This window comes from Halomonas sp. DP5Y7-2 (genome assembly GCF_019802025.1).
GTDB classification, from domain to species: Bacteria; Pseudomonadota; Gammaproteobacteria; order Pseudomonadales; family Halomonadaceae; genus Halomonas; species Halomonas litopenaei_A.
Genome location: NZ_JAHVHY010000001.1, coordinates 582,286 through 600,123, shown reverse-complemented (window position 1 = coordinate 600,123; position 17,838 = coordinate 582,286). Strand labels below are relative to the sequence as shown.

The following is a 17,838-nucleotide window of genomic DNA, read 5'->3' as shown; positions in this document are numbered from 1 at the left end:
GATGGACGTCCCACAAGTTCCAATACGGCACATTTTAGCCGTTGGGAGCTGCACGGCTCAGGCATCCGAGCGGCGCGCCTCGCAGCGGCTCGCCGGGGCAGGCCTTCATGCAGTGGCACCTTTGGACGTCACCGCCGGTGAAGAGCAGGATAGGATGGGGTGCGTGACGGCAGGCGCTGCGTCACAGGGACAATAACAAGACAACCCTTCAGGAGTTGCCATGAAGAATGGCTTCGGTTTCGATCTGCGCAGTATGGAAATCTTCGTCGAGACGCTGGAGCGGGGCAGCCAGAGTGCCGCCGCGGAAGCGCTGGGGTTGACCCAATCCTCGGTATCCCACTGTCTGGCGACCCTGGAAGAGAGCCTTGGACTGACGCTGTTCGAGCGTCGCTCACGTCCTTTGGAGCCGACCAGCGCTGGGCGGTTTTTCTACGACCGGGCGAGACGGCTGCTGAGTGAAGCCAGGGATACGCGCCGCGAGCTGATTTCCGGCGCCTTTGGCCAACTTCATCAAATGCGGCTGGCACTGGTCGACTCGTTGGCCACCGCCGTGGGCAAGCCCTTGATCGACCTTATCCGGCGACACACCCGGGACTATACCCTGACCACGGGGCTCTCCCACATGCATGGTCACTCACTGCTGACCCGACATGTGGACGTGATCATTTCGGATGATCGCCTCGAGAATTATGACGGTCTGGAGCGCCATAGCGTGCTGGTGGAGCCTTTCGTGCTGGTCCTTCCGGCCGACTGGTCTGGCCCTGCCGACAATTTGCGCTGGCTATCGCGTCAACTCGATCTGGTGCGCTATGTCCCGCAGTCATTGATCGGGCAGAGCATCGAGCGCCATCTGCGGCTGTCTGGCGTCGAGCTGCCGGCGCGTCTTCATCTGGACAATACCTGTGCCTTGCTCAAGGCGGTCAGCGATGGTGTCGGCTTTACCGTGACGACTCCGTTGTGCCTGTACCAGGCGGGTCTTGACCAGCTCAGGGTGCGGATCGAGCCGCTGCCCCTATCGCCGCTTAGTCGCACGCTGACGCTGGTCGCGCGACGGGATGAGCTGGGAGGGCTGCCTGGGCAGCTGGCCCGTGACGCACGGCGTTTACTGGACGCTGGCTTTCGCCGTACCCTGGCAGCCGAGCTGCCCTGGGTAGACGCACAGATCACGACGACGTCGTGACGTTCCCCGCGGGGTGATCCGTCCTGGTGCGTCGAGGTCCTCTCGATGCGCCAAGCGGTGGCAATATCGAAAGCTTCGATAGTGCGGGTGTCGTTGAAGTCGATGCAACTGGCGAGGTTGGTCTGGCTGAACCAAGACTCATGAGATTCCTCTTGAGTCCGGGAGACCCCATGCCGGCAGCCATTCGTCTCTACGTTCGTTACGTCGACCGCTTCAACCGGCGCATCGGGCGTATCGTCATGTACCTCATCTTCGTGATGATAGGTGTACTGCTGTATGCCTCGCTCTCGCGCACGCTGTTTGACCGGCCGCTGCTGTGGGGCGTCGAGGTCTCGCAGTTTCTGATGGTGGCCTACTTTCTGCTGGGCGGCGCCTATTCCATGCAGCTCGATGACCACGTGCGCATGGATCTGTTCTATACCCGGCTGTCCCCTCGTGCCAAGGCGATGAGTGACGTGCTGACGATGCTGTTGCTGCTGGTGTTCCTGGGCACACTGCTGGCTGGCGGCATCTCCAGTACCAGCTATGCGATCAAGTACGGCGAGACCAATTACAGCTCCTGGGCGCCGCCACTGGCACCCATCAAGACCATCATGACCGTCGGTGTGGCCTTGATGCTGGCCCAGTGTCTTTCCACCCTGTTCAAGGATGTCGCCGTGCTGCTCGGGCGACCGCTGGAGGAGAGTGAAGGGGAGAAGGATGCCAGGGAAGGGAAGAACCGCAAGGACGGGGAGGGCGACCGATGAGCTACGAAATGATCGCCCTGACCATGTTCTCTTCCATGATGCTGCTGCTGCTGACCGGACAGCGGGTGTTCGGCGTGATTGGCTTTGTCGGCGCGGCAGCCGCCTTGGTGCTGTGGGGCGACGGCGGCATGGAGATGCCCTTCAGTGCCGCCATCCAGTTGATGAACTGGTACCCGCTGTTGACCTTGCCGCTGTTCATCTTCATGGGATACATGCTGTCGGAATCGGGCATCGCCTCCGAGCTCTACGAGATGTTCCACGTGTGGATGGGGGGGCTGAGAGGGGGCCTGGCGGTGGGCACCATCGGTCTGATGGTGGTGGTCTCGGCGATGAATGGGCTGAGTGTGGCCGGTATGGCCATCGGCGCCACCATTGCCCTGCCGGAACTGCTGCGACGGGGCTACGACAAGGTCATGGTCACCGGCGTGATCCAGGCTGGCAGCTCGCTGGGCATATTGGTACCGCCCAGCGTGGTGCTGGTGCTCTACGGCATGATTGCGCGCCAGCCGGTCAGCCAGCTATGGCTGGCCGGGGCGATACCCGGCTTGATCCTGGCGGCCATGTTCGTGGCCTATATCGTCATCCGCTGTCGCTTGCAGCCGAGCCTTGGGCCGACCCTGCCGCCGGAAGAACGCAACCTCTCCACCGCTGACAAGTTGAAGCTGTTGCGCGCCGGCATCATGCCATTGGCCATCTTCTTTTTCATGACCGGCCTGTTCGTGATGGGAGTGACCAGCCTGGTGGAAAGCGCTGCGGTAGGGGCGCTGTCGGCCACTCTGGCTGCCCTGATCAAGGGACGCTTGAATCGCGCCGTCATCGAGACCACGGTGCGCCGCTCGCTGGGCATCACCTGCATGTTCATGTGGATCATCCTGGCGGCCTTGTGTTTTGGCGCGGTGTTCGATGGTCTCGGCGCGGTGCGTGCCATCGAGTCTGTATTCCTCGAGGCCTTTGGCCTGACCCCCTGGCAGATCCTGGTGATGATGCAGCTGTCCTACATCCTGCTTGGCATGTTTCTCGATGACACCGCCATGCTGGTCATCGTGGCGCCGCTTTACGTGCCGCTGGTCATCAGTCTTGGCTTCGACCCGATCTGGTATGGCGTGCTCTACACGATCACGGTGCAGATCGCCTACATGACCCCGCCCTTCGGCTACAACCTGTTCCTGATGCGGGCCATGGCACCGCCGGAGATCAGCCTGGGGGATATCTACAAGAGCGTGTGGCCGTTTGTCGCCATCATGTTGGCGGGCCTGGCGCTGATTACCGCCTTTCCCCAGCTCGCACTGTGGCTCCCCGAGCTGTTCCGGGATTACTGAGCCTGGGCGAAAGCAGCGACCGGACCTGCATTGCCAGGGTCTATCGCGCACCGGTCAGCGGCGAAGAAGGTGCGCCACAAGGCATGTTAGGCCGGATGCCGGATGCCGGAGCGAGCGAGCGATAGATAGCGCAACATCGACAACAAACAGGAAACGAAAAACGGCAGGAGGCCGGCAACACACCGACAGGTGCAATGAGTCACAGCAGTACCCGATGGCATCACCCCTGACCACAACAATCGACAGAGTAGGGAGAGATCCAATGACCAACCGTCGCGACTTCTTGAAAAAGGCCGGTGTCGCTACCGCCGCTACCGTGGGCGCAGGCACTCTGGCCGCGCCCTATGTGCATGCCCAGTCGAAGACGCCGATACGCTGGCGTCTGCAGACCTATGCAGGGCCAGCGCTGGCGGAGCATGTCATCAAGCCTTCCATTGATGCCTTCAACAAGGCCGCCAATGGTGAGATGGAAATCGAGCTGTATTTTTCCGATCAGCTGGTCCCCACCGGGGAGCTGTTCCGGGCCATGCAGAGAGGCACCATCGACGCCGTGCAGAGCGATGATGACTCGATCAATGCACCGGTGGACGTGTCGGTGTTCGGCGGCTATTTCCCGTTTGCCTCGCGTTACAGCCTGGATGTACCGACCCTGTTCAACCACTACGGTCTGAAGGAAATCTGGGAAGAGGCCTACGGCGAGATCGAGGGCGTGACCTGGCTCGGCTCGGGCAGCTGGGATCCCTGCAACTTCGTCACCCGAGAGCCCATTCGCAGCATCAAGGACCTCGAGGGCAAGCGGGTGTTTACCTTCCCCACTGCCGGGCGCTTCCTGACTCGCTTCGGGGTGGTGCCGGTGACCCTGCCCTGGGAAGACATCGAGGTCGCCATGCAGACCCGCGAGCTTGATGGCATCGCCTGGGCGGGCATCACCGAGGCTTACACCGTGGGCTGGGCGGATGTCTCCAGCTACTACCTGACCAACAACATCTCGGGCGCCTGGGCGGGGTCCTACTTTGCCAACAGCGAACGCTGGAACGAGCTCCCGGATCACCTGAAGACGCTGTTCAGGATGTGCATGGACAGCTCTCATTACTATCGTCAGCACTGGTACTGGTGGGGTGAAGCCCACTACCGCACCAAGGGTGGCAAGCTCGAACTGACCTCCATCCCGGAAGAAGAGTGGCAGACCATCGAGGATGAAGCGCTGGGGTTCTGGGATGAGATTGCGGCCCAGAGCGAGCGCAATGCCAAGGTGGTGCAGATCCTCAAGGACTACCGCCAGACCATGCAGCAGGCGGGCCCTCCCTATCGCTACAGCTGATACGGGGCAGTGCAGGCCGGCCTGCGGGCCGGCCCTTCATTCCTTCGCCCATGAGGAGGGTGATCGATGTCAGGACTCAACCCGAGGGATGTGCGCACGGCAGAGGATGCTCGGCGCGTGGTCGAAGCGCGCAACCTCAGCCACGTCAAAGTCGGCTTTCTCGATCTGGACGGGGTCATGGTCGGCAAGTACATGCAGCGTGACAAATTCTTCGCCGCACTGGAGGGGGGCTTTGCCTTCTGTGATGTCGTGCTGGGCTGGGACAGCAAGGACGAGCTGTACGACAACACGCGCTTTACCGGCTGGCATACCGGTTACCCCGACGCCCAGTTGAGGCTATTGCCGGAGACCTGCCGCGAGGTGCCCTTCGAGGGCGACATGCTGCTGTTCATGGCGGAATTCACCGAGCGGGCCGAGGCGATCTGTCCCCGCGGGCTGCTGCGTCGAGTGCTGGCCCGGGCCGCCGACATGGGATTCAAGGTGCATGGATCGCTCGAATATGAGTTTTTCATGTTCCAGGAGACGCCTGAGTCGGTGCGCGAGAAGGGCTTTCGTCAGCTGCGTCCCCTGACGCCCGACATGATGGGCTACTCGATGCTCAGAAGTTCGGTCCACGCCGAGCTGTATCACGAGTTATTGGCCTTGTCGGAACGCATGGACTTCCCCATCGAGGGGCTGCACACCGAGACCGGGCCAGGAGTGCTGGAGGCGGCCATTGGCGTCGACGAAGCCCTGGCTGCCGGTGACAAGGCGGCGTTGTTCAAGACCTTCACCAAGGTCTGGGCTCAGCGGCGTGGCCTGATGGCCACCTTCATGGCCAAGTGGTCGCCGGACTATCCCGGGCAGAGTGGGCACATCCACCTGTCGATGACCCACCTGAATGACGGCCAGTCGGCCTTCTACGATGGCGAGGCCGAGTACGGCATGAGTGCCATCCAGCGTCATTTCGTCGCCGGACAGCAGCGCCTGATGCCAGAGTTCCTGGCCATGTTCGCGCCTACCGTCAACAGCTACACCCGGCTGATACCTGGTTTCTGGGCGCCGACTGACGCCACCTGGGGGGTGGAAAACCGCACGACGGCGCTGAGGGTCATTCCCGGCAGCGCCAAGTCTCAGCGGGTCGAGTATCGCCTGGGTAGCGCTGATGCCAATCCCTATCTGGCGCTTGCCGCGGCAATCGGTGCCGGCCTCTATGGGATCGAGCAGCAGCTTGAACCCGACACGGCGGTCACTGGCAACGCCTACACAGTGGATCACCCGGAGCATCAGGCGCTGCCTCGAACACTGTGGGACGCAGCGCAGCGGCTCAAGGGATCTGCCCCGGCGCGGGCGCTGTTCGGTGACGACTTCGTCGAGCATTTCGCGGCCACCCGAGAATGGGAAGAGCGCGAGTTCCGACGTCACATCACCGATTGGGAGCTGGATCGCTATTTCGAAATCATTTGACGCGGATGCCCGGCATCCCGCCCATCGACTGACGAGAGAACCGCATGGCCATTCAACAGACCCTATCGCCGGTGGACGGCTCGGTGTACGTAGAACGAGAGCAGGCCGATGCCGAGCAGATCGAGCGTACCCTTGCCCTGGCGACCGATGCCCAGAAGCGCTGGCGTGACGTCAGTGTGGAACAACGCTGCCGTCTGGCCAGCGCCATGGTGGATGCCTTTATCTCCCGGCGCGATCAACACGTGGAAGAGCTTTGCTGGCAGATGGGGCGGCCCATCGCTCAAGCGGGAGGCGAAATCGGCGGTTTCGAGGAACGTGCCAGGGCCATGATCGAGATGGCGCCTGGGGCGCTGTCTCCACTCAGGCTAAGCGACAAGCCGGGGTTTACTCGCTACATCCGCCGCGAACCTCTCGGCGTGTCACTGATCGTGGCGCCCTGGAACTTTCCCTACATGACGGCCGTGAATGCGGTGATCCCGGCGCTGCTTGCCGGAAACGCGGTGATCCTCAAGCACTCGGCCCAGACCCCGCTGTGCGCAGAGCGCATGGTGGAGGCCGCCCGGGAGGCGGGTATCGAGGAGGGCGTCTTTCAGTTCCTGCACATGAGTCACGCCGACGCCGAGCAAGTGATGGGAGATCCACGCATTGCCCACGTCTCGTTTACCGGGTCGGTCGCGGGTGGGCGCACCGTGGAGCAGGCAACGGCGGGGCGTTTCATTGCGACAGCGCTGGAACTGGGGGGTAAGGATGCGGCTTACGTGCGTGGCGATGTCGATCTGGACAGCACAGTGGATGGTGTCATGGATGGCGCCTTCTTCAACTCAGGCCAGAGCTGCTGTGGCATTGAACGCATTTATGTCGAGCGAGCCATCTTCGATGATTTCGTCGCGCGCGCCGTGGCCTGGCTGAAGCAGCTCAAGCTCGGTAATCCCACCGACCCCGCCACGACCCTGGGGCCTGTGGTCAAACCTGCTGCCGCGGATTTTGTACGAGGCCAGGTAGAAGCGGCGGTCGCTGCCGGCGCACGTGCCTGGATCGATCCCGGCGACTACCCGCTGTCCCGGCCAGGTAGTGCCTATCTGGCGCCGCAGCTGCTGACGGACGTCGATCACTCCATGGCGGTGATGCAGGAAGAGAGTTTTGGCCCGGTGGTCGCCGTCATGCCCGTCGATAGTGACGACGAGGCCATTGCACTGATGAATGACTCCGCCTTTGGCCTGACCGGCGCGATCTTTACCCGCGACCTGGAGGCCGGTGAGGCACTGGCGGCCCGCCTTGACGTCGGTACGGCCTTCGTCAACCGCTGCGACTATCTGGATCCCGAGCTCGCCTGGACGGGGGTCAAGCTATCAGGACGTGGTTGCTCGCTATCGCGCCTGGGCTTTGACAGCCTGACCCGGCCCAAATCCTTCCATCTCAAGCATCCCTGAGGTCACCATGAGCGATATCAGCCGCTTTACCACCAGCTGGAATTATCCGTCCTCGATCCTGACCGGCGCGGGGCGTATTCGAGACCTGCCGCAACAGTGCCATGAGCTTGGCATGCATGCGCCGCTGCTGGTGACCGACCCTGGCCTGGCGGCGCTGCCGATGGTGGCGGATGCCCTTGAACACTGTCGATCGGAAGGACTCCGGGTCGGGCTGTTCAGCGAGATCAAGGGCAATCCGACCGGTGCCAATGTCATCGCTGGCGTGGATGCCTTTCGCGAGGGGGAGCATGACGGCGTGATCGCCTTCGGCGGCGGTTCCGGGCTTGATGCCGCCAAGGCGGTGGCCTTGATGGCCAATCAACGTGACGGCCTGTCGCTGTGGTCGCTGGAGGATATCGGCGACAACTGGAAGAATGCCGATGCCAAGGCCATCGTGCCGGTGGTAGCGGTTCCTACCACCGCGGGCACCGGCTCCGAAGTGGGACGTGCCTCTGTGATTACCGACGAGGCAGAGCACGTCAAACGCATCATTTTCCACCCTGGCATGGTACCGGCGCGGGTGATTCTTGATCCGACCCTGACCGTCGGACTGCCTCCTGCGGTGACCGCAGCGACCGGTATGGATGCCCTGTCCCACTGCCTGGAAGCATGGTGCGCGCCAGGCTACCACCCCATGGCGGAAGGCATCGCGGTGGAAGGCATGCGGCGGGTACGAGACTTCTTGCCGAGGGCCTATGCCCATGGCGATGACCTGGAGGCGCGCCTTAACATGCTGGTCGCCTCCAGCATGGGGGCGACGGCCTTTCAACGAGGGCTGGGGGCAATGCACGCCTTGGCGCATCCTCTGGGAGCCCTCTATGACGCCCATCACGGCACCCTTAATGCCATCCTGATGCCCTATGTGCTCAAGGCCAACGAGCGCGCCATCGGCGAGCCCATGGTCCGCCTGTGTCGCTACCTGGATCTGCGCCAGCCCAGCACCGCCAGCGCCATCGATTGGGTGCTGGAGCTGCGCGAACGATTGGCGATTCCTCATGATCTGGCGGCTATCGGTATCGACGATTCACAGGCCGACAAGGTCGCCGAAATGGCGGTGGTGGACCCGTCTGCGGGATCCAACCCCATCGCCTTCACGGCCGAGGACTATCGTCGGGTCTTTCTGGCGGCCCTTGAGGGCAGACTCTAGCGGCCGGCCTCGCCCGATGACACAGCCCTGGCGGCTCTCTGGCAAGGTGGCCGGCCAGCGTCAAGGGAGTACTGGTGATGGAGAACATCATGCGAATCGGTCTACTGCAGTGCGATGACGTGGCACCTGAACTGATCGCCGCCCATGGCAACTATCCCGCCATGTTCGAGGCGTTGCTGGCGCCGGCGGCATACGATCTTGGCGTGACGCTAGAGTGGCAGGTCTATCGCTGCCTGGATGGCGAGATTCCAACGGATATCGAAGCGGTGGACGCCTGGCTGACCACCGGTTCCAAGTTTGGGGTCAACGACGGCCATGACTGGATCGACCGTCTTGAGGGATTCGTACGCGATCTCTATCGTGCCGAGAAGCCGCTGGTGGGCATCTGCTTTGGCCACCAGTTGATCGTCAAGGCGCTAGGCGGCGAGGTCATCAAGAGCCCCAAGGGGTGGGGGGTTGGCCTGTCCAACAATCAGGTAGTCGAACGCGAACCCTGGATGACGCCATGGCAGGAAGCGCTTGACCTGCTGGTCAGTCACCAGGACCAGGTGGAGGTGCTGCCCGAGGGCGCCTGTACGCTTGGGGGGAGTGGCTTCTGTCCCCACTACCTGATCCGAGTGGGCCGCTGCTTCCTCGGGGTTCAGGGGCATCCGGAATTTCGCCCGGACTACTCCCGTGACTTGATGAACCTGCGCCAGGGCCTGGTGGGAGACGCCCGGGTGCGCCAGGGACAGGCATCATTGTCCGGGCGCATCGACGACGCCGTGATGGCCGAGTGGATACTGCGCTTTATGCGCGAGGCGATCGCGGTCAGGTAGGAGGGCAGAGCAAGGCGAAGCGATGCGCTAGCGGGGTATAGGTAGCAGTGAGCTAGCGAGGTAGAGATAGACCCGCGGCACCAGGGCTTGTCTGAAAAGTGCCTGCGCTCGGTAATACGGCGTTAAAAAGCGGATCAGGCGGCTCGCTTCTACCCTGTAGACTGCGTTTCCTCACCGATTTTTGCCTTGGCTAGCCATCACTTGCCGATTTTTCGGACTTCTTTGGACAAAGCCTAGCGGGACGTGACTGAATGCGAAGTGAGGGAGCGAATCGATCAACGTCTACGATACTGTTGGGGGCCGCCGATGACGCCGGTAATGCGCGATGCTCAGACGCTCTGGGCGTTTCTTCAAGGCCAGCCGGCTTGTCTGGTGCCTTCGGATATCATCATCGTCTGCGGTTCCTATGATCTGCGCGTGTGCGATCATGCCTGTGCATTGATGAGAGCGGGTACCGCTCCTCGTATGTTGATAACCGGCGCTACTGGCAACTGGACACGTCATCTGTGGGAGCGAAGCGAGGCCGATGTGTTCCTTGATCGAGCACGCTCGCTGGGGGTTGACGCGGGGCAGATCACGCTGGAAAGACGTGCAACCAATTTCGCGGAGAACATCCGCTTTTCCCGTGATCTCCTCCCCGGGGTGCGTCGTGCAACGTTTGTGACCAAGCGGAATTCTGTTTTACGCGTGAAGCATACCCTCGCTGTGCAGTGGCCAGAGTTGACAGCTGCCATCGATGCCCCTGCTACGGCCTTTCCCGATGACGTATCCAACCAGATCGGGGTGCTTGGGCTGATCGATGAGATGGTGGGTGACCTTCATCGGATGCTGCACTATCCCGAACTCGGATATCAGTCACCCTTTTTCATCCCTGAAGAAGTACTGCAGGCTTGGCACACGCTGATAGATCTAGGATTCGACCGTCATCTTTTGGATGTACCAACTTCTGCTGGGACGCCGAATTCCACAGCCTCGCTCAAGCCTGACTCCTTGGATGCTCTCAAATAGACCTGACATAAGCTCCTGTTGATATCTTCAAGGTGTGAAACGCGCCTTGAGAATCCTCAGCCCATTGCCTACCACCAGAAGGCTCGATCCCAGGTCGGCGAAGACGGCCATCCACAGGGTGGCGTTGCCGGTCAGGGCGAGGGCCAGAAACACGGCCTTGATCCCCAGCGCTAGCGCAATGTTCTGCACCAGCAGTCGCCGGGTGGTGCGGGCCAGGTCGATCAGCCTCGGCAGGCTGGCCGGGTCATCGTTCATCAACGCGATATCGGCGGTCTCGATGGCCACGTCGCTGCCCGCCGCGCCCATGGCGATGCCGACATCGGCTCGGGCCAGCGCCGGTGTATCGTTGATGCCATCGCCGACCATGCCGGTGGTGCCGCGCTTGGTCAGGGCATCGAGGTGCTCGAGCTTGTCTTCCGGCAGCAGCTCGCCGAAGGCCTCGTCGATGCCAGCTTCCAGGGCGATGGCATCGACCCGAGACTGAGTATCGCCGCTGAGCACGCTGACCTTGACGCCTTGACGGTGCAGGCGCTTGATCGCCGCCTTGCTGCTTGGACGCAGGGCATCCCGTACCTTGAAGCTACCCAGCACGGTCGCGTCGCGGCCAAGCCAGACGACGCCGGCATCGTCATCCGTTGGTCCATGACTCAGCAGAACCTTGTCATCGACGCCCATGTCGCGGGCCAGACGGCCATTGCCGAGCCATACCCGAGCAGTCATATCGGTGTCGCTTGTCGCCTCCCTGGCCACTAGACCACGACCACTGCGCTCCTCGACCTGCTCGAGAGAGACATCGGGCTGCGCGCCCAACCCCACCACCAGAGCGCGGGACACCGGATGGTTGGAGCGCTCGGCCAGGGCCACGGCCAGGCGGTGGCAGTCCTTGTCGGACGTGTTGCCGATGGCACTGGCGCTGACCAAGTGTGGCTTGCCCTCGGTCAGGGTACCGGTCTTGTCCATGGCCAGGTGGGTCAGGCGGGTGGCCTGCTCCAGAAAGGCGCCTCCCTTGATCAGAATTCCCTGGCGAGCGGCGGCGCCGAGCCCGCTGACCACGGTGACCGGGGTCGAGATGACCAGGGCGCAGGGGCAGGCAATGACCAGCAGGACCAGGGCACGATAGACGCCGTCGAGCCACGGACCGAGGCCCAGCAAAGGCCAGCCGACTGCCACGACCAGCGCCAGGACAAAGACCACCGGCGTGTAGACGGCGGCGAAGCGGTCTATGGTGCGCTGGGTCGGCGCACGCCGTGACTGGGCGTCCTCTACGGCGTGAATGATGCGGGCCAGGGTGGTGTCACTGGCGTCGCGTGTCACGCGGTAGTCGAGATCGCCGGATAGATTGATTGAGCCTGCGTAAACGGTGTCACCTGGACCGCGTTCGCGAGGCAGGCTTTCGCCCGTGATAGGGGCTTCATCCAGGCTCGCTTCACCGCGCACGATCTCACCATCCAGCGCCAGGCGTTCACCGGCGAACACCCTGACCAAAGCCCCAGGCCTGACCTCTTCTGCCTTGATCTCGCGCCAACGGTTCGGCTCGGCTGCGCTCTCGTCGCGCACTCTGGCCATGGGCGGCGCCAGGTCAAGCAAGCCTGAGATGGCCCGGCGGGCGCGCTCCAGCGAGCGCGCTTCCAGATGCTCCGCCAGGGTGAACAGCACAATCACCATGGCCGCCTCGGACCAGTGCCCAATCAGCATGGCGCCGGTGACGGCAACGCTCATCAGGGCATTGATATTGAGGGTGCCCTGGCGTAGCGCCAGCAAGCCTTTCTTCCAGGTGGGCAGCCCCACCATGGCGATGGCGATAATGGCCAGCAGCGCCGCCAACCAGGGCACGCCCAGGCCAAGCCAGCCGGTGACCTCTGCCCCCAGAGCCAGTGCGCCGGCGACTGCCAGGCGAGCCCAGGGCAGAGAAGCGCTATCGCGGGGGGGCTCCTGCTTGGCCTGATCAAGGAAGCGAGCCGTCATTCCCGCCTCCTGAATACGCGACGCGACCGCCCGGCGGTCCACATTTCGGTGATGGATGGTGAGCCGACGCTGCATGGTGTCAAAGGTCAGCTGCTCGACGCCTGGCAGGCTGTTCAGTGCTTTGCGCAGGACGCGCTCTTCAGTCGGACAGCACATTTCGTCAACGATCACGTCCAGGCGCTGAGTGCCTTCCGGCGTAGCCGCAGAGGTACTGTCGGTCGGTGCATTCTGGGTCGACGCGCTCTGGGTCGACGAACAGTTCGCACTCGACGTTCCGCTCGGGTCGTTGCCGCAGGACGCTTTCGTGTGCCCGACACTGCAGCAGGATGAGGGGTCGTCTGACGGTGTCTGGCGCTCAAGATCAGCCATGCCTGGAACTCCAAAGAGGATTCTGGTATCCAAGTTAACACCCTGTAGTGACTACAGAGTCAAGCATCCGAGTGAGTCACGAGATCACCTGCCGCGAGAAGACGTCCAGCATGGGCGGCGAAGGCATGGCGCAAGCTTCGATGACATGCCAAGAGCGTCGGTGACATGCCAAGAACGTCGAGAGAATGGGGAGGCCGTAAATGAAGATAGGAGAACTGGCCCGTCGTAGTGGGGTGAAGGTAGAAACGCTGCGCTACTACGAGCGCGAAGGGTTGCTGCCCGAGCCCGAGCGCAGTGACGGCAACTATCGCGTGTATCGTGATGCCCACGCCGAGCGGCTGGATTTCATTCGCCACTGCCGCGCGCTGGACATGACCCTGGACGAAATCCGCGCGCTGCTGGTCTGCCAGGATCACCCGGAGCGTCCCTGTGAAGATGCCGATGCGTTGATCGAGGCACACCTGGGCCATGTGGAGCAGAGAATTGCCCAGCTGTCCCGATTGAAGGCGGAGCTCGAGGGGCTCAGGCAGCGCTGCGCTGGGCATGGCACGGCGGGAGAGTGCGGCATTCTCAACGAACTGGCGCAGCCGGTAGGGGACGTGAGTGGTGGAGGAGACGCCGGGGTTCATGTGGGCGGTGCGCATCCCCGGCGTTGAACCCCGTGAGAAACGACACCGCCCAGAAGGGCGGTGTCGCAGTTCGCATACCAACGGCAGGATATCGCGTGCTAGCCGCCTGCCTGGTGGCAACCTCAGGCCTCTTCCGTGCGCTTGGGCAGGACCCAATCCGGGCGCGGGAAGTGGCAGGTATAGCCGTTGGGAAGACGTTCCAGGTAATCCTGGTGCTCCGGCTCGGCTTCCCAGAAGTCGCCTACAGGCTCTACTTCGGTCACCACCTTGCCCGGCCACAGCCCCGAGGCATCGACATCGGCAATGGTGTTCAGCGCCTCTGCCTTCTGGTCTTCGTCCACGTAGTATATGGCTGACCGGTAGGACATGCCACGATCGTTACCCTGACGGTTGACCGTCGTCGGATCATGAATCTGGAAGAAGTACTCCAGCAGTCGACGATAGCTGATCACCGCCGGGTCAAACATGATCTCGATGCCCTCGGCATGGGTGCCATGGTGGCGATAGGTGGCGTTTTCCACGTCGCCACCGGTGTAGCCGACACGTGTACTTTCGACGCCTGGCAGCTTACGGATCAGATCCTGCATGCCCCAGAAGCAACCTCCTGCCAAAACTGCGCGTTGTAGTGCCATGTTCAGATCTCCTCCACTTGATCCAGGTACTCGCCGTAGCCTTCGGCTTCCATGTCATCGCGGTGGATGAACCTGAGCGACGCCGAGTTGATGCAATAACGCATGCCACCCTTGTCTCTAGGGCCGTCTGGAAAGACATGACCCAGGTGGCTGTCGCCATGGCTGGAGCGCACCTCGGTACGGATCATGCCATGGGACGAGTCCACCAGTTCATTGACGTAGGCAGGCGCAATGGGCTTGGTGAAACTTGGCCATCCGCAGCCGGACTCATACTTGTCCGACGACGCGAACAGGGGTTCGCCGGAGACAATGTCCACGTAGATGCCCGGTTCATGATGATGCAGATACTCGCCGGTGCCAGGGCGCTCGGTACCGCTCTCCTGGGTGACCCGGTACTGTTCACGATTGAGACGGGCAATGGCCTCGGGTGACTTGTCGTAGGTTTTCATAGGCTCTCCTCGTGGATGGGGGAGACACGGGCTTGGCACATCGATTTGTCAGCCATCGCACGCTCACTCAACGGTCGTTGCGCTGGCCGTCCAAGCTCGTGGGACAGCCTTCAGTCTGTGATCCGCCAATAATCCTTACACGACTAACGATCTGTGTCACGTCGATGCACGCATCGTCCCAGCGCCCAGACCTCGTCAATTGCCCAGGCGTCGTCAGCAAGGATCAGCAGGTCCGCATCCTGCCCTACCGCGAGGCGTCCCTTGCGAGCAAGGCCCAGGGCGTCTGCACTGTGGCTGCTGGCGAAGCCTAGTGCGTTCTCCAGCGCGATGCCGTGGTCGTTGACACATTCGCCCACTACCTCGAACAGGCTGTCGAGGCGTCCCGCCTTGAGGCCAATGAAGCGGCCATGGTCATCGAAGCGCGGCAAAGAAGCGTTGGCGTCTGACGAGAGCGTCACGCGCGAGGGCTCGACACGCGCCTTGAGCGCCCGCGCGACCGCTTCCGAGGCGGGGACTTCGCCCTCGGCGAGAAGCTCCGGGGTGGTACTGGTCGTGAGGTCGATGCGGCCGCCGTCACGGGCGAAACGCAGCCCGTCTTCGAACAGGGTCGCGGTGCGGTTGATATGGGTGGGCATGAACTGAGCGATAGGCAGTGCCGTGGTGCGTGCCACCTCGCGCAGGATCTCGAGTCCCCCTGAGGCGTCGCCGGTGTGGATGAACACAATGCCGGACTTGCCCGCCAGCATGCCCGCAGTGCGGCTATCCGATGCCAGCCGGGCCAGCTCCTGAACGGACGGTTGGGAACCGCGGTGGTCGCTGATGGCGACCTCTCCCACCCCGATGTATTCAGGAATATACAGAATGTCCTGAGCGACGGAGCCGGTCAGGGTGACCGGGGGAAGCTGGTAGGACCCGGTATAGGCGTAGCAACTCAGTCCCCCGGCGGCGAGCTCGCGCACCTTGCCGAGCAGGTTGGCCGGGGTGCGGGTCAGGGCGTCGGTCCCCAGGGCGCCGATCAGGGTGGTGACGCCGGAGCTCACGGCGTCCTCGAGACGCAGCTCCGGGGTGCGGGTGCCAAAGCCGCCCTCGCCGCCGCCGCCGGTCATATGGACTAGCGGATCCACCAGGCCAGGAATCACTCGCCGCCCCTCCAGGTCCTGGACCGAGAGACCGGGCAAGTGAATGTCCGGGCTATCCTGCGGGTCGAGTATGGCGGCGATGCGTTGGTCGGCGATCAGCAGATGCTTGAGGCCAAGCGGAGCTGGGGCATACAGCCGCGCATTCTTGAGAAGGGTCAGCATGGCGGTTCCTGCGGGTCGGTCGAGGCTGGGATGTGGCTGGCGCAACGCCAGCCAGTGTTCTTCACTCCAGGCCGGGCGGCGTTCACCGCCCGGATCTGGTGGGGGCATGGCTACAGTTTAATGTCGTAGCTGAAGTACTCGCTCATGATCTCGTCGTAGGTCCCATTGGCCTTGAGCTCTGCCAGCGCTTGATTGAAGCGCTCGGCGAGGTCGCGATCACGCTTGCGGAAGGCAACGCCGACGCCTTGTCCGAAGTAGGTGTCGGGCTCCTTGATGAAGTCGCTGATGCGCACAAAATCGCTTGCCTCGGTATCGATCTCGATCATCGCCTCGGCGATCGGGTAGTCCATGAAGGTCAGGTCAAGACGGCCGGCACGCAGGTCGGCGACCACATCGTCGGCGCTGGCATAGCGGCGTATCTCGAGCACATCGCCGTACAGGTCGGTCACGTAGCGATCCTGCAGGGTAGCGCGCTGGACGCCAGCCGTGAGCCCTTCAAGGCTTGCCTTGTCGGAGATGTCGATGTCCCGGCCACGTGGCGTGATCCAGGCGCTCGGCGTGGTGTAGTAGGGCTCGGAGAACAGTACCTGGCGGCTGCGTTCCTCGGTGATCGCCATGGACGACATGATGGCGTCGAACTTGCGCGCCATCAGCGCCGGAATCATGCCGTCCCAGGGTTGCTCCACCCAGGTGCACTGGATCTCAAGGTGCGCGCAGACGGCATTGCCCAGGTCCACTTCAAAGCCGGTCAGAGTGCCATCTGCGGTCTTGTACTCGAACGGTTCGTAGGGCACGTCAACGGCCAGGCGCAGGGGGTCGTCGGCCAGGACGGGAGGGGTGGCAAGCATCAGAGCTGCCAGGGTGGAGGCAAACAGCATGGGAGAGCGTGGCATGGGGAAATCCTCAAATAACGGAAAAGTGTTGTGTGGTCGAGACACAAGCTCACCGCCCACATTAATAAGGCGGAAAGACACCAGGGGATGTCGTACGGGAGATAGCCAGGCGCCGATGACGCCAGCGATTATTCGTCGAACCACTCGCTCAGGGCGAAGCCATCCAGCCAGGGCGACTGGGGCAGGCATAGTGGGCGAGACAGGGGGCGAGATAGGGGCATCGCGCCGTGGAGGAGCAAGGGCGAAGGCACGTCAGGTCAGCTCAGGTCCAGATCGGTGGTGGTTGACGCCGACCCCAGGGGGTCGACGTCATGCAGTGCCAGGGTGAGGTGACTCAGCAACGCACTGTGTATCCAGTAAAGTACGATTTATTCAGCAAAGTACTTGGCATGGATCTCGTCATAGGTGCCATTGCCCTTGAGGGTGGCCAGGGCGTCATTGAAGGCCTTGGCCAGGTCTTCGTCGCGCTGGCGGAAGGCAATGCCGAAGCCGTCACCGAAGTATTCCTTCGGTTCGGTGATCTGCTCACCGACCACCTTGTAGTCACCGGCATCGCTGTCCAGCAGCGTGGACTTGCCCACCGGATAGTCGAGGAAGCCGATATCCACGCGACCAGAGTCCATGTCCAGGACCAGGTCGTCGGCGGTGGCGTAGCGGCTGACATCAGCGACATCGCCGTACAGGTCTGTGACGTAGTTGTCCTGCAGGGTGCCGCGCTGCACACCGATGGTCATGCCCTCGAGGGCCTCGGCATCGGGGTTGCCCATCTCCAGGTCGGCTGGGGCAAACCAGGCTGACGGCGGAGTGAAGTAGGGGTCAGAGAACAGCACCTGCTCGCGACGCTCGTCGTTGATCGTCATGGACGACATGATGGCGTCGTATTTGCGTGCCATCAGGCCAGGAATGATGCCGTCCCATCCCTGCACCACCCACTCGCACTGGATACCGACCTCGGCACACAGGGCATTGCCCAGGTCGATGTCAAAGCCGGTCAGCTCGCCGTCAGGGGTGCGGTACTCCATGGGCTCGTAGGGAACGTCGACGCCGATGCGAATATCACGAACCTCAGCCTGGGCGGTGGAGGCAAGAACCGCCGTGCCGATGAGACTCGCGGTAAAAAGGTTGCGCAGTGTCATGTGGAGTGAC

Annotated in this window: 16 protein-coding genes; 10 read left to right on the top strand and 6 right to left on the bottom strand. The window is 62.5% G+C overall.

The genetic code is table 11. The features are described from left to right. The first annotated feature begins 220 nt into the window (after nucleotides 1-220). From KUW18_RS02520 to KUW18_RS02480, 9 genes are all read left to right on the top strand, one after another. Nucleotides 221-1,180 carry a LysR family transcriptional regulator gene (locus KUW18_RS02520; protein ID WP_222161688.1) on the top strand — a complete coding sequence of 320 codons (960 nt, stop codon included), beginning with the start codon at nucleotides 221-223 and terminating at the stop codon, nucleotides 1,178-1,180. 170 nt (nucleotides 1,181-1,350) lie between these two features. After that, complete coding sequence (locus KUW18_RS02515; RefSeq protein WP_206939957.1) at nucleotides 1,351-1,926, top strand: TRAP transporter small permease subunit; 576 nt, start codon at nucleotides 1,351-1,353, stop codon at nucleotides 1,924-1,926. Beyond that, nucleotides 1,923-3,245 carry a TRAP transporter large permease subunit gene (locus KUW18_RS02510; RefSeq protein ID WP_206939955.1) on the top strand — a complete coding sequence of 441 codons (1,323 nt, stop codon included), beginning with the start codon at nucleotides 1,923-1,925 and terminating at the stop codon, nucleotides 3,243-3,245. The genes KUW18_RS02515 and KUW18_RS02510 overlap by 4 nt, the downstream gene beginning before the upstream one ends. A gap of 262 nt (nucleotides 3,246-3,507) precedes the next feature. Next, the gene (locus tag KUW18_RS02505) at nucleotides 3,508-4,566 is read left to right on the top strand and encodes a twin-arginine translocation signal domain-containing protein (protein WP_206939953.1); all 1,059 of its coding nucleotides are present in this window, start codon (nucleotides 3,508-3,510) and stop codon (nucleotides 4,564-4,566) included. Nucleotides 4,567-4,632: 66 nt separating this feature from the next. Beyond that, on the top strand, nucleotides 4,633-6,012 hold the full coding sequence (locus KUW18_RS02500) for a glutamine synthetase family protein (RefSeq protein ID WP_222560727.1): 1,380 nt from the start codon (nucleotides 4,633-4,635) through the stop codon (nucleotides 6,010-6,012). Between the two features lie 44 nt (nucleotides 6,013-6,056). Continuing rightward, entirely contained in the window at nucleotides 6,057-7,442 is a 1,386-nt protein-coding gene (locus KUW18_RS02495; protein ID WP_222560726.1) for an aldehyde dehydrogenase family protein, read from the top strand. A 7-nt stretch (nucleotides 7,443-7,449) separates the two neighbouring features. After that, nucleotides 7,450-8,628, top strand: coding sequence for an iron-containing alcohol dehydrogenase (locus tag KUW18_RS02490; protein WP_206939947.1), 1,179 nt, complete (start codon nucleotides 7,450-7,452; stop codon nucleotides 8,626-8,628). Between the two features lie 89 nt (nucleotides 8,629-8,717). Then, nucleotides 8,718-9,446 carry a glutamine amidotransferase-related protein gene (locus KUW18_RS02485; RefSeq protein WP_222560725.1) on the top strand — a complete coding sequence of 243 codons (729 nt, stop codon included), beginning with the start codon at nucleotides 8,718-8,720 and terminating at the stop codon, nucleotides 9,444-9,446. A 318-nt stretch (nucleotides 9,447-9,764) separates the two neighbouring features. Beyond that, nucleotides 9,765-10,454 (top strand): YdcF family protein, encoded by a 690-nt coding sequence (locus KUW18_RS02480; protein ID WP_222485118.1) that lies wholly within the window; start codon nucleotides 9,765-9,767, stop codon nucleotides 10,452-10,454. Between the two features lie 27 nt (nucleotides 10,455-10,481). Here KUW18_RS02480 and KUW18_RS02475 read toward each other — a convergent pair whose 3' ends face one another. Continuing rightward, nucleotides 10,482-12,788, bottom strand: coding sequence for a heavy metal translocating P-type ATPase (locus KUW18_RS02475; RefSeq protein ID WP_222560724.1), 2,307 nt, complete (start codon nucleotides 12,786-12,788; stop codon nucleotides 10,482-10,484). Nucleotides 12,789-12,988: 200 nt separating this feature from the next. On the opposite strand from KUW18_RS02475, the gene cadR reads away from it, so the two are divergent. Beyond that, on the top strand, nucleotides 12,989-13,444 hold the full coding sequence (cadR, locus tag KUW18_RS02470) for a Cd(II)/Pb(II)-responsive transcriptional regulator (RefSeq protein ID WP_222237163.1): 456 nt from the start codon (nucleotides 12,989-12,991) through the stop codon (nucleotides 13,442-13,444). Between the two features lie 95 nt (nucleotides 13,445-13,539). Here cadR and msrA read toward each other — a convergent pair whose 3' ends face one another. From msrA to KUW18_RS02445, 5 genes are all read right to left on the bottom strand, one after another. Further along, nucleotides 13,540-14,049, bottom strand: a complete 510-nt coding sequence (msrA, locus tag KUW18_RS02465; RefSeq protein ID WP_206939938.1) for a peptide-methionine (S)-S-oxide reductase MsrA — start codon at nucleotides 14,047-14,049, stop codon at nucleotides 13,540-13,542. 2 nt (nucleotides 14,050-14,051) lie between these two features. Further along, nucleotides 14,052-14,498 (bottom strand): peptide-methionine (R)-S-oxide reductase MsrB, encoded by a 447-nt coding sequence (msrB, locus tag KUW18_RS02460; protein ID WP_206939936.1) that lies wholly within the window; start codon nucleotides 14,496-14,498, stop codon nucleotides 14,052-14,054. Nucleotides 14,499-14,641: 143 nt separating this feature from the next. Beyond that, nucleotides 14,642-15,799, bottom strand: a complete 1,158-nt coding sequence (iadA, locus tag KUW18_RS02455; RefSeq protein WP_222560723.1) for a beta-aspartyl-peptidase — start codon at nucleotides 15,797-15,799, stop codon at nucleotides 14,642-14,644. A 110-nt stretch (nucleotides 15,800-15,909) separates the two neighbouring features. Further along, nucleotides 15,910-16,692, bottom strand: coding sequence for a transporter substrate-binding domain-containing protein (locus tag KUW18_RS02450; RefSeq protein WP_409995815.1), 783 nt, complete (start codon nucleotides 16,690-16,692; stop codon nucleotides 15,910-15,912). Between the two features lie 368 nt (nucleotides 16,693-17,060). After that, nucleotides 17,061-17,828 (bottom strand): transporter substrate-binding domain-containing protein, encoded by a 768-nt coding sequence (locus KUW18_RS02445; RefSeq protein WP_374107035.1) that lies wholly within the window; start codon nucleotides 17,826-17,828, stop codon nucleotides 17,061-17,063. Nucleotides 17,829-17,838 lie beyond the last annotated feature (10 nt).

Coding starts and splice junctions, on each gene's coding strand:
- KUW18_RS02475 (WP_222560724.1), bottom strand. CDS start 12,788: ATGGCTGATCTTGAGCGCCAGACACCGTCAGACGACCCCTCATCCTGC.
- KUW18_RS02500 (WP_222560727.1), top strand. CDS start 4,633: ATGTCAGGACTCAACCCGAGGGATGTGCGCACGGCAGAGGATGCTCGG.
- msrB (WP_206939936.1), bottom strand. CDS start 14,498: ATGAAAACCTACGACAAGTCACCCGAGGCCATTGCCCGTCTCAATCGT.
- KUW18_RS02515 (WP_206939957.1), top strand. CDS start 1,351: ATGCCGGCAGCCATTCGTCTCTACGTTCGTTACGTCGACCGCTTCAAC.
- cadR (WP_222237163.1), top strand. CDS start 12,989: ATGAAGATAGGAGAACTGGCCCGTCGTAGTGGGGTGAAGGTAGAAACG.
- KUW18_RS02505 (WP_206939953.1), top strand. CDS start 3,508: ATGACCAACCGTCGCGACTTCTTGAAAAAGGCCGGTGTCGCTACCGCC.
- KUW18_RS02490 (WP_206939947.1), top strand. CDS start 7,450: ATGAGCGATATCAGCCGCTTTACCACCAGCTGGAATTATCCGTCCTCG.
- KUW18_RS02495 (WP_222560726.1), top strand. CDS start 6,057: ATGGCCATTCAACAGACCCTATCGCCGGTGGACGGCTCGGTGTACGTA.
- iadA (WP_222560723.1), bottom strand. CDS start 15,799: ATGCTGACCCTTCTCAAGAATGCGCGGCTGTATGCCCCAGCTCCGCTT.
- msrA (WP_206939938.1), bottom strand. CDS start 14,049: ATGGCACTACAACGCGCAGTTTTGGCAGGAGGTTGCTTCTGGGGCATG.
- KUW18_RS02510 (WP_206939955.1), top strand. CDS start 1,923: ATGAGCTACGAAATGATCGCCCTGACCATGTTCTCTTCCATGATGCTG.
- KUW18_RS02450 (WP_409995815.1), bottom strand. CDS start 16,692: ATGCCACGCTCTCCCATGCTGTTTGCCTCCACCCTGGCAGCTCTGATG.
- KUW18_RS02485 (WP_222560725.1), top strand. CDS start 8,718: ATGCGAATCGGTCTACTGCAGTGCGATGACGTGGCACCTGAACTGATC.
- KUW18_RS02520 (WP_222161688.1), top strand. CDS start 221: ATGAAGAATGGCTTCGGTTTCGATCTGCGCAGTATGGAAATCTTCGTC.
- KUW18_RS02445 (WP_374107035.1), bottom strand. CDS start 17,828: ATGACACTGCGCAACCTTTTTACCGCGAGTCTCATCGGCACGGCGGTT.
- KUW18_RS02480 (WP_222485118.1), top strand. CDS start 9,765: ATGCGCGATGCTCAGACGCTCTGGGCGTTTCTTCAAGGCCAGCCGGCT.